Here is a 14,923-nt window from a genome sequence, read left to right as displayed (position 1 = left end):
ATGCGTTGGCGCGCTACCGTCAGGCAAGCGTTGCCGCGAATTCGATCGGCTGCGCATCCAGCTGATGGAGATCGAACACGATGATTTCGTTGTAGCCCGGCCTGAGCCACGGTGCCGGGCAATAGAGTCTGGTCTGCGGACCGATGTGCCAGTAGCGGCCGAGATTCCGGCCATTCACCCATACCATGCCCTTGGTCCAGCGACTCATATCGACATAAGTATCGCCAACCTCGTTCAGTTGAAACTCCACCTTGAAGAACAGGCCGCCTTTTCTGGCATTCGTGGTCCCAGGACGAAGATTCGCTATGAATGCGTCATCCATCGGCAACAGGTGGACCTCCCATCCGGTCAGCACGCTGCTCTGGCCGCTCTGATCCTGCAGCGCGACCGATTCGAGAATGCCTTTGCGATCGACGATCGCATGACCGAAGTTGACCCGCCCCATGCCCTCCACCAGGATTTCGAGTACAGGAGAAGGCGACGTCACTGCGGTTGATAGCGGCAACGGCGCATGGTGCGTGACGTGCAGACGCTGCGCGTAGGCGGCCGGTATCGCCGCCCGCGAAATGCCGCCCATGTACTGATCGCCGATGCACACCGTCGCGTAATCGTGAACGTCTGTGACGGTAAGCGCCCCACCGTCGTAACGTGGCAACTGCTTGCGGTACAGAATGAACCCGAACGCCTGGCCGTACATCTCGAACGGCTGCGGGTTGACCGTTTGGGAAGCAGGCAGTGCAGCAGGCAGGTTGTCCCAGATAGAAGCATAGGGAACGGGCGCGAGTGCCTCGGACCGGTTGCGCGTGATCGTGGCAATCGGTCGCGGCACCGCAGGAAGCGAGGATGGCAGATAGCCAGCGATGAGATTCCGGTACCTCGTGTAGTGCGCGGTCGCAACACCTTGTTCGCTAATCGGAGCCGCGTAATCGTAGCTCGTGATATCGGGCTGATACTCGCCGGTATTGACATCGGTATTGGCGCCCGAGAAGAAGCCGAAACTCGTACCGCCATGAATGACGTACAGATTGAACGACAGCTTTTGCTGCATCAGCGTGGTGAGCGTTGCAGTGATGTCGGTGGCGGTGCCTTGCAGGAACGGGTCGCCCCAATGCGTGAGCCAGCCTGGATAGACTTCGCCCGCCATCGCCGGCACGCCCGGATAGGCATGCCGCGACGCCGCGATATCCGTGGCCGTTCCGCCGCTCAACCCGATCGCGCCACCTGTCACGTTCGAATGATTCTGCTCGAGCTCCGTGAAACCGTCTTCCGTATAAAACGGCCCCTGTATCCCGCCTTGAACCCAGAGCTGGCGAACCTCCTCCATATAGGTCGGGTCGTTCGCATAGGAGCCAAACTCATTCTCGATCTGGATCATCAGGATCGGTCCGCCGTTGGCGACGAGCAAGGGATTGATGCGCGGTATCAGTTCGTTGATATAACGCGTAACCGCGGCCATGTAATGCGGATCGCTAGCCGAATTTGTCCTTAGCTTGATGTCACGATGGCGCAGCAGATAAGACGGAATACCACCCAGGTCCCATTCGCCGCAGATATACGGACCGGGACGCAGCAGCACCCACATATCCTCATCCTGACAAAGCTTGATGAATGCTTCGATGTTGCGATTTTCCGTTTCGAAATCGAAGTGACCTGGCGTCGTCTCGTGGTAGTTCCACATGATGTAAAACGCGACGGTGTTCATGCCCATCGCCTTCGCCATCCTGATCCGATGCCGCCAGTATTCGACCGGGATGCGTGCAGGATGCATTTCGCCGCTGCGAATCTGCAGCGCGCGCCCATCCAGCAGAAACTGACTGCCGTCCGGGCTAAACGAGAAGGTATGGCGTGCTTTCACACGTGGACTGACAGATTCGGCGGAAACGTTTTTAGCGGTGTTCGTGGAATTCAGGGTGCCGCTATCGTTCTCGCTACCGTATGCCGATATGAACGGCACCAGCGCGGCCAACGAGACAAATCTTCTTCTATCCATTTCGCCTCCTCCAGCAAGTTCGACTTTGCGTAACCGGTTTTTTTAAGCCCATCACTGTGGACTGCCGGGCGACGATACACAGCGGATAGAGAGGTGTGCAAACTTTTGATGACGATTCCAGATACTGGATGCTTTGGCATCATCACGCCATGTCGCAAGCTTCAACAATACTCAAAGCCACTGGTCCTTCCATGTTTCCCGAACGACTCTATATAGCGAACCAGCGCGCAAGCGACCTTCGTAAAGCGGTATCCAAACTCATTCAACAGGGATAGAGATGAAGCCAGACAGGAGCTGTAACGGTAGCAAGCAGGGCCGGCTAGCTGCACTCAGTATCGTGACGATCGGAATGCTGGCGCTGGCGGGATGCGGCGGCAGTGATGGTGGTTCGTCCTCGAGTAGTGCCGCGAATCTGAAGCAAACCTCAAACAACCAGGCAAACCCCGCAGCAAGCAATCAGCCTTACGTCGATACGATCGCCTATTCGATGAACGCCACCGATGGTCTGGCCGCGTCACAGGTCACCGAAAAGGCCGCCGTGATGCAGCACCAGTGGAAATCCGGCAGTACGACGATCGACTACACGACCACCACCGGTCACCTGACCGCCGCGGACGCGCAAGGCAACCCGGAAGCGTCGATGTCCTACGTCGCCTACACCGCGCCGAGCACGAACGGTGCGCCGCGCCCGGTGACGTTCATCTATAACGGCGGCCCGGGTTCGTCGTCGATCTGGCTGCGTCTCGGTTCGTTTGCGCCGACGCGCGTCGCCACGCCCGACCCGCTGTTCGGCAACAACTGGCCGAACTATCCGCTCGTCGACAACAAGGAAAGCATGCTCGACGTGTCGGACCTGGTGTATATCGATCCGCCGGGAACCGGGCTCTCCGAAGCCGTTTTGCCGAACACGAACCAGGTCTTCTGGGGCTGCGATCCGGACGTCAAGGTGATACGCGATTTCGTCGAGCGCTATATCGCCGTCAACAATCGCAGCAAGTCGCCGCTGTATCTGTACGGGGAGTCGTATGGCACGCCGCGCACCGACATGCTCGCGCTGTCGCTCGAGTCCGCCGGTGTCCATCTGACGGGGATCGTGTTGCAGTCTTCGATCCTGAACTATGGGTCAACCGACGATGTCGCCGACGACCTGCCGAGCTACGCGGAAGTATCGGCCTACTACAACCAGGTTTCGCCGGCACCGGTTAGCCTGAGCGCCTATGCACAGCAGATGGAGCAGTTTTCGACCGCTCAGTATCGTCATCTGAACAACGGCACACCGCCTTTGCGCACGCTGCAGTCGTGGTCGCAAACATCGGGCATGAGCGTGCAGGCATTGCAGAGCTACTTCAGTCAGAACTGGTTCTCGGACACTCTGGTCAGCAACGGGCAGATCGGCCGTTATGACGGACGCGTGACGTTGCCGGACTCCGACCCGCGGCTGCAGAGCGACAACGATCCGTCGGACATCCTGATCTCGCAACCGTTCACGAACGCGCTTGCAACACAGATGCCGCAATATCTCGGCTACACGGCGCCGAACTCGACCTACGTGCCGTTGAACGACGGCATGACCTGGGACTTCTCGCATGGTGGCCAGTCTTATCCGGACACGATCCCCGATCTGCTCGGTGCACTGACGCTCAACCCGCGGCTCGAGATCCTGTCGGAAAACGGCTATCACGATCTGGCCACGCCGTTCTTCAATACCGAGAAGCAACTGGCACGACTCCAGACGGTGCCTCACCTGAATCCGAACCTGCAGGTGAATTTCGTCCAGGGCGGTCACATGATCTATCTCGACGACGTGGCACGGCCGCAGGTGAAAGCGCACCTCAAGCTGTTCTACGCGGCGAAGCAGATTCCGGGTGCCCTCACGCTGACGACGCTGCCGCAGCCGTGGCGTGACGAAAGCCCGGCGAGTTCACCGACCGTTAGTACGCCCAGCACTGTGACGCAGGCGGCCGCGCCCTGAGCGCTGCAGCAGTGCGCGTTTTTAACAGCAACCTGCTGTTCACCCATCTAATGCGAGTGATCATGTCTCTTATCAATTTGCTGCGACGTATGTCTCCGTTGATTGTCCTCGGTGCTGTCATGAGTAGCGCTCACGCGTTGCCGCCGCAAGCGGTCGCGCCCGTGACGTTGCCGCATGGCAGTCATGGTGTCGACGGTCCGTTCTTTCCGCAGAACCGTGTGGCGGCCGTGACGCCGTCCACCGGCGCGACCTTGCAACAGCAGGCGCAGCAGCGCGTCGAAGCACGACTCGGCGCCAACACGGCGCTTAGCAATGGCGCTTCTGTTACGAAGGCACAGGCGCAAAGCAGCGGTCTCGGCTATGTCGCTAAACACTTCGAAGAGATCGATAGTGCCCATACCGGGCGCGTGTCGATGAGCGATGTCAGGCAGTATCTGCAGCAGCAACAGCGTTAAGCGATAACAACGCGATAACAGCGCGACAACAGCGATCCGGCCGCCCCCGGATCGCCGTTTACCACCTTTTTACTTGCCGCCGAGATACAGATATCTACAATATCGGCAACATCAAACCGCGAACGGGTCCCATGAATAACCGATGTCGTCGATCGTCGAACCATCTCACTGCCTGACCGGCAGGACGTCCGCGTGCCCTTTCTTCTAGCCGCCGTCTTGCCAGCAGGCAGACGGTGCGCGCCGCAGTAGCCTTTCCAGGTTCTCTATCTAGCGCCAGCTGAACGCGGGGTTGTCCCGCGTCTGGATGATCGTGCCTTGCGAGTGAGACTCGCAGCGCGGCGGGATGAGTGCGCGCGCATCGAATGCGGCATCGCGCTGTATTTAGCGCTGCCAGGTCAATGCTTTCTACGTAGCAACCCTGCGCTACGCATCACACCGAGGTCTCTCATGTTTGAAATGAACAAAAACTATAGCCGCGAGTACATCCACACCGTCTGCGGCGGCAGCAAGCAAGCTTTTCTTCCGACGAAGAATGGCAAGGTAGTCGCCGCGTGCCTGCGGCCCGACCTGAACCCACACGCACCTGAGGTCATCCTCTGCGACGGCGGTGCCGCGGCCCGTGCCGCCGGCAGAACGCTCGCAAGACAGGCCGGCGAGATCCCGGTGTTCATCAAGATCGAGACCGATTCGTTTCGCTACGTGGGTCAGTTCGCCGTAAGCGAATCTTTGACGGCGCCGCTCGACTGCGCGCCGTATGCTCACAGGAGCAGTTTCACAGCTGCCCAGATCTCGCGCGTGATCAAGATGAACCGCTGCTAGCTTGCGCGAGGCGTGCTGGAATGAAGCGCCGCCGTTTCCAGACCGGCTATGCGTCCGCATAGCGTGGCCGAAAACGGCGGCGTATTCATACACAACTCATGCACAACCCGTGGCGGTATTACGCAGCGGCCGCCGTCAACTGCACCGGCAGATAGTTCTGCAGATACTCCTCGAATTCCGCCCGCACCTCGGGATGCCGCAACGCGAATTCGACAGTCGCCTTCAGATAGCCTAGCTTGCTGCCGCAATCGAAGCGCGTGCCGAAGTAGCGATATGCCAGCACCTGCTCTTCGGCAAGCAACGACTGCAATGCATCGGTGAGTTGCAGTTCACCGCCTGCACCGGGCTTCAACGCGCGAATGTGCTTGAAGATGGTCGGCATCAACACATAGCGGCCCACTACGCCGAGATTGGACGGCGCCTTTTCCGGCGCGGGCTTCTCGACGATGCCCGAGAGCTTGATCACATCCTCTTCCCACTCGCGGCCGTCCACCACGCCATACGAGCGGCTGTCTTCGCGGGCGATCGTTTCGACGCCTACCACCGAGCTGTGATAATGGTTGAACACGTCGACGAGCTGCTTCATGACCGGCTTCGTGCTGTGCAACAGATCGTCCGCGAGAATCACGGCGAACGGGCTCTCGCCGACCAGTTTTTCGGCGCACAGCACCGCGTGTCCAAGACCGAGCGCGGTGGCCTGTCGCACATAAAAACAATCGACGTTGGCCGGCTTGATGCTACGAACGAGTTCGAGCAACTGGTCCTTGCCGCGTGCCTCGAGCTCGGCCTCGATTTCATACGACTTGTCGAAGTGATCTTCGATCGCGCGCTTGCTGCGCCCGGTCACGAAGATCATCTCGGTGATGCCGGCCGCAATGGCCTCTTCTACCGCGTACTGGATCAGCGGCTTGTCGACGATGGGCAGCATTTCTTTCGGACTGGCCTTGGTGGCCGGCAGGAAGCGTGTTCCGAGGCCCGCCACGGGAAACACGGCTTTAGTGACTTTCAGCATGGTCTGCATTCCCACATCGGTTAATCAATCTTTGCGGTCCGTTAGCGTGGACGACACTGAACGCCACGCGGTCCGGAAACTGTCCTCAAAAAGGTTAGCGGAAAAATATTCGTTTTCCGTAATGAATTCATGCGATCGATCGTGAATCGGGCCTTTCGATCGCATGCTGTCACATCGCGAAATCTGATCGGGAAGTGTTACGTGATGAAGCGGCTGACTAAAACTCAATGCGCAATTATTACGTGAAATACGGCCGCGGCTTATTCGCTTTCGTCGAACGGCGGGAGCTTGCCCGGATTCATCCGGAAGCGTCCGATCGGTTCGTTGCGCAACGCTTCCCGGTAGGCGGATACGCCCACCAGAACCAGCAGGACGGCGATCCCCGCGAGCAAGTGCATGTTCATGGCTTTACTCCTGGTCAAATGAGTCCGAGACTCAAACTAGCACGAAAAAATCGACAAATAATTCAGCGACCCCGCCAGTTAATTTTTTCAATCCATTCGAGTCATCAATTCGACTTGTTATTTCAGTTCGTGAGAAATTTTTATTCATTTTTCGAATTGCCGTTGCTCTACGATAGACCATGCGAGCCCGTGCCTGCAGAACATGTCGTGCGTCGGGTCTGCGTTGTGTATATAAGCAAATCACGCGGTATGGATAAGGAGCGCGCATGAGCGATTCGGCCTTCGAAGCAACCGGCACTTCGCTGCCCTTTCAGGCGCTGCCGGCCAGCGGAGCCCGCGCGGAAAGCGCCAGCAAGGATCACGTCATCGACGCCATGCGCGGTTTCGCGGCGCTGCTGGTGGCCTATTTCCATTGCCGGCAGGTTGAATGGATCGGCATGCAAAGCTTTCACCAGACGGTGGGCCGGTCGCTCGATTTCAGCAACATCGTTGCGTATCTGACGTTTCCGGTGGCCTGGGGGTCGGCCGGCGTGCCGATTTTCTTCGTGATCAGCGGTTACTGCATTCATCGCGGCGCGGCGTTGCGGCTTGCCCAGAACCCGGCCTGGCGGCTCGACGCCACCAATTTCTGGGCGCGCCGCTTTGCGCGCATCTATCCGGTACTGTTCGCGGCGCTGCTTCTGACGCTCGCGCTCGACTGGGCCAGCCTGCAATTGCCGCCGGTCAGCCATAAGATCCGCGAGATCGGCCTGCAGGCGTTCCTCGTCAACCTGTTCTCGCTGCAAGGCGTAGCCGGCAAGACCTATGGTTCGAACGGCGCGCTCTGGACACTGTCGCTCGAAGTGCAGTTCTATGCGATTTATCCACTGTTGTTCGCCTTGCGGCGGCGTATCGGCATCACGCCGGTGCTGGTGCTCGTCGCGCTCGTCAATGTCGTGTCGGCATTCGGGCTCGAGCGCCATGACATCCAGTTCTTCACGTCGTACTGGCTGTCGTGGACGCTCGGCGCGTGGATTGCCGATACGAAAGCGCACGCGGCTGCTTCTACGCAACGGCCGTCGCTATTGCTCTACGGTGCGGCGGCGGTGTTCACGGCACTCGGCTGTGTCGCGTTCCATTTCGGGCAGTACGTTGCGTTCCAGTTGTGGGCGCTCGGTTTCGCCTGCTACCTGTATCGCGCGCTCGACACGCGCCGTACCGCCGGCGGCCCCGCGATGCGCGCACTGTCGCGGCTCGGCGACTTCAGTTTTTCGCTGTACGTCGTGCATCTGCCGATCTTCGTGCTGCTGTCGTCGCTGCTGTTTCGTTCGGCGCTGCAACAGTCGATCTGGCCTTCGTTCGGCTATATGCTGGTCGCCATTCCGGTTGCGTATGGGTTTTACCGGCTGGTCGAGCTTCCGGCGATGAAGTGGTCGGCGAGCCTGAAACCGCGCAACGCCAATTCCGGCAAAACCTCGAAAACGGCAGTGCAGGCCTGACGTCACGCAACGCAACGAACGTCAACGATCAGCGCGGCAACCCGGCAACGCGCCGGGTACCGCTGCGCGGTACCGGATTTCGCCGCAAGGCAAACGCGTACCTCGCCGCGCAGTTTTGCGCGCGGCGGCAGACCCTCAGCCCGCCACCGCCTTCAAGATCCGCTCAACCGACGCCACATAGTTGCCCGGACCGAAACGCTGGCGAGCGACACGGTTGCCGTTCGCGACCAGTTGCTCGCGCAGGCTCTCATTGGCGCGCAGTTCGGCGAGCGTATCGGCAAGACCATGCGCATCGCCTGGTGTACACAGCAGACCGTTCACGCCGTCGTCGATAATCTCGACCACACCGCCGGCGCGCGCCGCAACGACCGGGCGCTGCGCGAGCATCCCTTCGACGATCACCCGGCCGAACGGCTCGGGCGTGATCGACGTATGCACGACGACGTCGACGGCTCGCATGCAGGCCGCGATATCGTTCTGGAAGCCGACAAAATGCACGCGATCGCCGATCCCGTGATTGACGACGAACGCACGCAGCGTAGCCTCGTAATCGTCCTCGCCGAACAGCGGCGCACCGACCAGCACCGCATGCATATGCGGGTTCAGCACGACGGCTTCGAGCAGCACGTGCTGGCCTTTCCAGTGCGCGAGGCGGCTGAACGAGCCGACCAGGAAACCTTGCTGCGGCAGATTCAGCAGCGCACGCAACGTCGCTTGCGGGACATCGGCCAGCGCGTCGAACGGCGCAGCGGAGATGCCGTTGAACACCACGTCGACGCGCTTGCTGTCGAAGTTCGTCAGTTCGACGAACGCGCGCTTCGACGCAGCGGAATTCGCAATGACATGGGCGAGCCCGAGTTTCGCGCACCACTTGATGATCGCGAGTTGCTTGCCGCCAAAGTGCTCGCTGGTGACGATATCGCGCAGATGCCAGACAACCGGCTTGCGGGCAAAGCGGCCGGCGAGCGCGCCGATCACCATCGCGCGCTGCGTGTTTGCATAGATCACGTCGGCGCGCCGGGCCTGTTTCACGACCGCGCGCACCAGTGCGACGATGTCCTTGAACGCCGCCCACTTCGGCACCGACCCACCCCGCTTGCGTACCTCGCGCAGCGCACCCGATTCGAACACGTTGACGGTAACGCCGGCCTGGTCGAGCGCGGTGCGAAACGGGCCGTCGTCGAACAGCACGACCTCGGCACGCGCCCGCAGCGCCTTCATGATTTCGAGCAGCGACAGCTCGGCCCCACCCAGCACACCGGTCTGATCGACGGCGAGGATGCGTGGGGTATTCGCCGACGGTACGTGCGTGTCCGCGGGCGGTGCATCGAATGCAGGGAGTGCCGCGCCCTGCATCTTGGGCACGGCAGCGCGTACATGAGCGAAGAAACGCTCGCGAAAATGTGTAGCGGAGAAACGCTCGGCGTTACGGCGACAATCGGCGGCGATAAAGCGCCGTGGATTGTCGGCGAAATCTTCGACTGCCGCGATGATCGACTCCACGCTCTGCTCGGCGAAGAACAACCCGGTTGGCTGCGGGTGCGTGAGATCGCGGACCGTTTCGAGTGCGCCGCCCTTGCCGTAGGCGATCACCGGCGTGCCGCAGGCCTGCGCTTCGACGACCGAAATACCGAAGTCTTCTTCGGCGGCGAAGACAAAGGCCTTCGCGCGACGCATCCGGTCGTGCAGCACCGCAAACGGCTGATAGCCCATGATCTCGATGTTCGGCGTCGCCTTCGCGCGAATCTTCTGCATGTCGGGACCATCGCCGATCACGACAAGCTTACGCTCGGGCATCTGCGCAAACGCTTCGACGAGCAGATCGATCTTTTTATACGGCACCATTCGCGACGCGGTCAGATAGAAATCTTCTTTCTGCTCGTTCAGCGTGAACGCATCGACGTCGACGGGCGGAAAGATCACGTCCGCTTCGCGCTGATACACCTTGTGAATGCGGCGCGCGATAAACGCCGAGTTCGCGACAAACGAATCCACCGAATTCGACGTACGGACATCCCAGTTGCGGATGTAATGCAGGACGAGGCGCGCCAGCATCGACTTCGGTCCGCGCGTCAGTTGCGACTGTTGCAGGTACTGATGCTGCAGGTCCCATGCGTAGCGGATCGGCGAGTGCACGTAGCTGATGTGCACCTGGTCGGGACCGGTCAGGATGCCTTTGGCAACGGCGTGGCTGCTCGAAATCACGACATCGTAGGCCGATACGTCGAGCTGCTCGATCGCGAGCGGCATCAACGGCAGATAGCCGCGATAGCGGGTCCGCGCAAACGGCAGGTTCTGGATAAACGACGTCGTGGCCGTTTTGCCGCGCAGGAACGTGCGGTCGTCGAGAAAATCGACGAGGCTGAACAGGTCGGCATCCGGAAAGCACGCAACGATCTGCTCGAGCACCCGCTCGGCGCCCGCACAGGTCACGAGCCAGTCGTGCACGATCGCGACACGCACTTTGCCGTGCGCACCTTGCGGCGTGCGTGCGGCGGCTACAGGGGTACTGACAGCCGGCGTAAGCACCGGTCCGGTCAATCCACTACGTGCGGCAGGACGCAATGCGGCTTCTTCGACGAGATCGTGGTTCATGCGCTTTTCCTCGAGTTCAGTCGCACCAGCAGCGAACGCGCGAGATCGCGCAAAGCAGGCGTCATCGTGAGCGACCAGCCCACGTTCGCGCCGACCACCAGCACCACGGCGAGGGCCGCGGCACCGATACCGGACAGGAACGTCGACAGCCACAACGTGCCGAGCAGGAACGCGAGATGCGCGAGCATGTCGAGCACGATCGGACGCATACGGATCGCGGACAGCCACAGCAGCACGCCGTAATCGAACAACGCGCGGGCGGCCACGATCACCGCCGCACCGGTCAAACCGAAGTGCGAGATGCCGATCCACAACGCACCTGCATAGAACGGCAGCTCGAACAATCCGACCCGCGCAGCCACCGCGGGATTGACCTGCGACTGCACGAGAATGCGCGTCACACCGGCCTGACCGACGAGCCACACACCGATGATCAGAATGCGGCCTACCGGGCCGGCTGCATTGGCGATCTCGCTACCTACCCACAGATGCAGGAACGGTTCGAGCACGATGATCGCGACCAGCGCGATCGGTGTGAACACACCATTGAGGAATTCGAGCGATTGCCGCGTAATCGTGTCCGCATGATCGCGACCAACGGCGGAAAGACGTGGAAACAACGTTCGCGCCAGCGCGGTCGGGACAATGTTCAGACGCGTGACGAGGTTCTGCGGCACCGTGTAGTAGGTGACGAAACGCGCGCCGAGCGACGTGCCGAGCATCACGCGATCGAGCGATTCGGCGATCATGTTGGTGACGCTCGCAATCAGCATCCAGCCGCCGAAGCTAAACAGCCCCTTCGCGACGCCGAACTGCGGCGCAAGAATGCGTTTGATATCGAGCACCTGCAATGCGGAATAACCCATCAGCAGCGCGGCAACCAGACGCGCGAACACGGCAGCCGCCAGCACGAATTGCAGCTTCGGCGCAATCAGCCACGCCGCGGCAAGCGGCAGCAACTGAAACAGAAACGTGCCGAGCGTCTGGTTCGTGTTGTAGACCCCGAAGCGCTCCGCACCGTTGATCGCCCCCGCAAAGACCCACGACACGTTCGCAATCGGAATCGCGACCGCGAGCCACGGCAGCGCCATATAGACCTCATGCTGCAACTCGGGCGAGACCTTCGTGAAGTAGGCGGTGTAGATGAACGCGCCGAAGTAGATCGTCAGGCCACCCAGGACGCCGGTCGCGAGGTTGAGCCACGTCGCGCTCCAGAACACGCGTGCGCTTTCGGTCGTGTCCGCGCTCGCGCGCGCCTTCGAGATGTGATTCTGCGCGGCCATGCTCATACCGAGATCGAGAATCCCGAAGTAGCCGATCAGCGTCCAGACGAGGCTGATCACGCCATAGCGCTCGACGCCGAGCAGCTTGATATAGGCCGGCACCGTGACGAGCGAGACGAACGTGGGCAACACCAGCCCGAGGAAATTGATCGCTACGTTCTTGAGGATGCCTTTGTCCATCGAGTCCTTCCGGTTCGGTCACGCGCGCTTGCAGGTGCGCGATCGCATCGAGTAAAGCACGTCAAAACGCTCGTTGTGCGGTGCGGAAAATGAAAATAAATCGGCGCTTGCATGCTTTCTGCATGCTCAGCGCATACGAGGCGGATGCGCGTTAAGCCGGTTTCCAGCGATACATCATCACTTTGCCGCGCGCGTCCTCTTCGACGAAGATCAGGTACTCGCCGTCGCTGCGGCGGTACGCGCTGATGCCGTTCGGCACATCGACCCAGCCGGACGCGCGTCCGACCTCGGGACCCGGCCGGATCACGCCGACTTCCTTGCCCGAGTCGCGCTCGTACACATGCACCGCGCCGACCGGTTCCACTGCGAATACGTACTGCCCTTCCACCGTCAAGCCGATGATGGTGACGATCGGCTTGCCCTTCGTGTCCCACGGCAAGGTGATCGTGTAGCGCGGCACCGGCTTGCCCGTCGACCAGTGGTCGTAGCGCACCAGCTGGCGACCGACTTCCTTCCAGAAGCCGGGATCGAACTTCAGGTCGGCGGTATAGCCGCTGACGTACAGCGAATCGGTCGCGGGGTCGTAGATCGCGCGGCGCAGTTCCGTGAACGGTTGCGGTACCGGGTAGGCGGTGATGCTGTCGTACGAATAGACAGGATTACCGCGCCCATCGAGCCCGCCGAAGCGGAAGCGAAACACGCCCTTGTTGTCGCGCGCGCGCCAGATGTCGCCGTTCGTATCGACCCACCAGCCCCAGCCGCCGACCAGTTTCGGACCACTGGTATTTGGCGTGAATTCGTTGCTGTCGAACTTGCCGTCGCCGTTCGCATCCCGCCACATCCAGTCGCCGCCGGCCGGCGCGTTCGGGATCTGCGCGACGCCGCGCGGGCGGCCTGCAATCAGGCCCGACGGCGCGGCGACTTCGCCGTCGTGCGCCGGGTCGAAGCGATAGATCACGAGGTGATCCGAATACATGTCGGTCAGATACAGAAACGTGTGGCCCTTCAGCTTGCGGGCGATCGGCAGGCCCGGCCGGTCGGTGTCGAACACGGGGTCCTGCGGATACTTGAAGCGGTTCGACAGAAAGCCCGCATAACGCCAGTCCTGGCCGGCCGGCTTCGACAGATCCAGCTCGAAACGCTTGTTGCCCGTATAGACGCTGTCCGGTCGCGACGGGTCCATCCACGCGCCGTCGACGAACAGCAGCCCTTCCACTTTCCACAAGCGCTGGCCGTCGGGCGCGTAGCTTTCGAGCGTCGCACCGAGCCCCGCACCGATCGATGCGAAGCGCGGGCCGACGCCGTTGGTCGACACATACACATTGCCGCGCGCATCCACACCGACGCCTGTCAGGCCGTTAAAGCGTTGCGGTCCCGGCTTGCCCGCGATGCCGGAAAAAATGCCGCCGCGTTCGCCGAGCGTGCCCGATTGCGTATAACGCCCGCCCGCGCCGTCCGCCTTGCTGAAAAACAGGATCTGCTGACGCGGTCCGTTATCCGCGATCAGCACGCGACCGCGCGGATCGACGGCGATGTCCGCGGCATCTGTGTCCGTGGGCAATGACAGCGTGTCGCCGAGGCGCTCGCCGCTCGCGCTGAAATGCGCGACGCGTGCACTCTTGCCGGTCGCCGTATCGGTCAGCACCCACAACGAGCCGTCCGCGGCCAGCGCGAGATGGCCGGGTTCGTGAACCGTCCACGCCGACTTCTTCAGCATCGATTCCGCGTCGTACACCTCGATGCGGTCGCGCGATGTGTTCGATACGTACAACGTCGTGTCGCTTGCAGCGAGGCCGCCGATGTCGCTGCTCACGGGCGTGACGTCATTCGCAGTGCCCGGCGTACTGTCCGCGCGTGTAGGCGTCGGCACGTCGTTGATCATCAGAAAACTGGCAGCGAGTTTTGCGCGCAGATCGAGCGGGTTCGCGGCCGGTTGAAACGGTGCGCTGAGTCTGGTGTCGCCGATCTCGCGCCGCGAAATGCCGTACCACTGACGCCCTTTCTCCGGCCAGATTCCCGGTGAGACCAGGTGCCCCTTCTCGTTGCCCACCGATATCGCCACAAACGCATAGCGCCGGTTGATCGCTACCGCATTGCCGCCGCCGTTGCCCCAGCCATGCGTGCCGCCCGCGAAGCCGAGCATTTTGCCGTCCTGATAGACGCTCGCTTCGGCACCGCTCTCGTCCCACGGCGCATTCGTGTACACCTTGCCGTCGGGCGCCACGGCGATCGCCGTGATGTTGATCTGCGTCCACGTGCCGTCGTCGAACCCGAACGTGTTGCCGATCCACGAGGTTCGCGCGTTCAGCGCGGTTTCCGCACAGGCCGCCGATGCGACGAGAAAGACAAGGCTCGCACACAGGAGCCGGGCAAACCGGGGACGCAGCAAACGGGGATCTCCTGTAGCGAGGTCGAACGGGACGGGAACAGCAAACGGGCACAAGCCGGGCACAAGCGGGCAGACCTGCCCTGACTGCACATGACGATACGTGCAAGTCTCGCTCCAAAGAAAATCTAAAATAATTCAAAAATATTCAAACGCGCTGTGAATCCGCCCGATAAGCAGAAAGAAATAGATCGAAATGAAACAAACCGCGTTATCTGTGCACACGGCGTGCCTGACAGATCGTTTTTACCGCCTTGCGCGGAGCGGGTTTGCAGTTTTTGCAGATATATCCTGAAGTCAATTCACTTCACTGCGCCGTTAATCCGATCATTCACCCGATGACGGTGTG

The 14,923-nt window shown here is 61.0% G+C and carries 10 protein-coding genes; 4 read left to right on the top strand and 6 right to left on the bottom strand.

Going from position 1 to position 14,923, the window contains the following annotated elements; all coding sequences use genetic code 11:
• Positions 1–19: 19 nt before the first annotated feature.
• Positions 20–1,990, bottom strand: coding sequence for a beta-galactosidase (locus tag M0D65_RS27805; protein ID WP_266255431.1), 1,971 nt, complete (start codon positions 1,988–1,990; stop codon positions 20–22).
• A gap of 277 nt (positions 1,991–2,267) precedes the next feature.
• Here M0D65_RS27805 and M0D65_RS27800 point away from each other — a divergent pair, with 277 nt between their 5' ends.
• The 3 genes from M0D65_RS27800 to M0D65_RS27790 all read left to right on the top strand — a co-directional run bounded on the left by M0D65_RS27800 (position 2,268) and on the right by M0D65_RS27790 (position 5,236).
• Positions 2,268–3,962, top strand: coding sequence for a peptidase S10 (locus M0D65_RS27800; protein ID WP_266255430.1), 1,695 nt, complete (start codon positions 2,268–2,270; stop codon positions 3,960–3,962).
• A 50-nt stretch (positions 3,963–4,012) separates the two neighbouring features.
• Positions 4,013–4,417, top strand: a complete 405-nt coding sequence (locus M0D65_RS27795) for a 2-oxoglutarate dehydrogenase (protein ID WP_091016900.1) — start codon at positions 4,013–4,015, stop codon at positions 4,415–4,417.
• A gap of 447 nt (positions 4,418–4,864) precedes the next feature.
• Positions 4,865–5,236, top strand: coding sequence for a DUF6697 family protein (locus M0D65_RS27790; protein ID WP_091016748.1), 372 nt, complete (start codon positions 4,865–4,867; stop codon positions 5,234–5,236).
• 118 nt (positions 5,237–5,354) lie between these two features.
• Here the strand turns inward: M0D65_RS27790 and galU are convergent, their stop codons facing one another.
• Together galU and M0D65_RS27780 are read right to left on the bottom strand one after the other, a co-directional pair.
• Entirely contained in the window at positions 5,355–6,248 is an 894-nt protein-coding gene (gene galU / locus M0D65_RS27785) for a UTP--glucose-1-phosphate uridylyltransferase GalU (protein WP_091016897.1), read from the bottom strand.
• A 260-nt stretch (positions 6,249–6,508) separates the two neighbouring features.
• Complete coding sequence (locus M0D65_RS27780; protein ID WP_170275818.1) at positions 6,509–6,652, bottom strand: hypothetical protein; 144 nt, start codon at positions 6,650–6,652, stop codon at positions 6,509–6,511.
• A 266-nt stretch (positions 6,653–6,918) separates the two neighbouring features.
• Here M0D65_RS27780 and M0D65_RS27775 point away from each other — a divergent pair, with 266 nt between their 5' ends.
• Positions 6,919–8,130: an acyltransferase gene (locus tag M0D65_RS27775; RefSeq protein WP_266255429.1), complete on the top strand. Its 1,212-nt coding sequence runs from the start codon at positions 6,919–6,921 to the stop codon at positions 8,128–8,130.
• 135 nt (positions 8,131–8,265) lie between these two features.
• Here M0D65_RS27775 and M0D65_RS27770 read toward each other — a convergent pair whose 3' ends face one another.
• The 3 genes from M0D65_RS27770 to M0D65_RS27760 form a co-directional block, all read right to left on the bottom strand.
• Positions 8,266–10,725: a glycosyltransferase family 4 protein gene (locus M0D65_RS27770; RefSeq protein ID WP_266255428.1), complete on the bottom strand. Its 2,460-nt coding sequence runs from the start codon at positions 10,723–10,725 to the stop codon at positions 8,266–8,268.
• Positions 10,722–12,188 (bottom strand): flippase, encoded by a 1,467-nt coding sequence (locus M0D65_RS27765; protein WP_266255427.1) that lies wholly within the window; start codon positions 12,186–12,188, stop codon positions 10,722–10,724. The genes M0D65_RS27770 and M0D65_RS27765 overlap by 4 nt, the downstream gene beginning before the upstream one ends.
• 151 nt (positions 12,189–12,339) lie before the next feature.
• Entirely contained in the window at positions 12,340–14,550 is a 2,211-nt protein-coding gene (locus M0D65_RS27760) for a hypothetical protein (RefSeq protein WP_266255459.1), read from the bottom strand.
• Positions 14,551–14,923: the final 373 nt, after the last annotated feature.

The sequence above is a fragment of the Paraburkholderia sp. CHISQ3 genome (assembly GCF_030464945.1).
Taxonomy (GTDB): Bacteria; Pseudomonadota; Gammaproteobacteria; order Burkholderiales; family Burkholderiaceae; genus Paraburkholderia; species Paraburkholderia megapolitana.
This window is presented reverse-complemented; position numbering and strand designations above follow the sequence as displayed.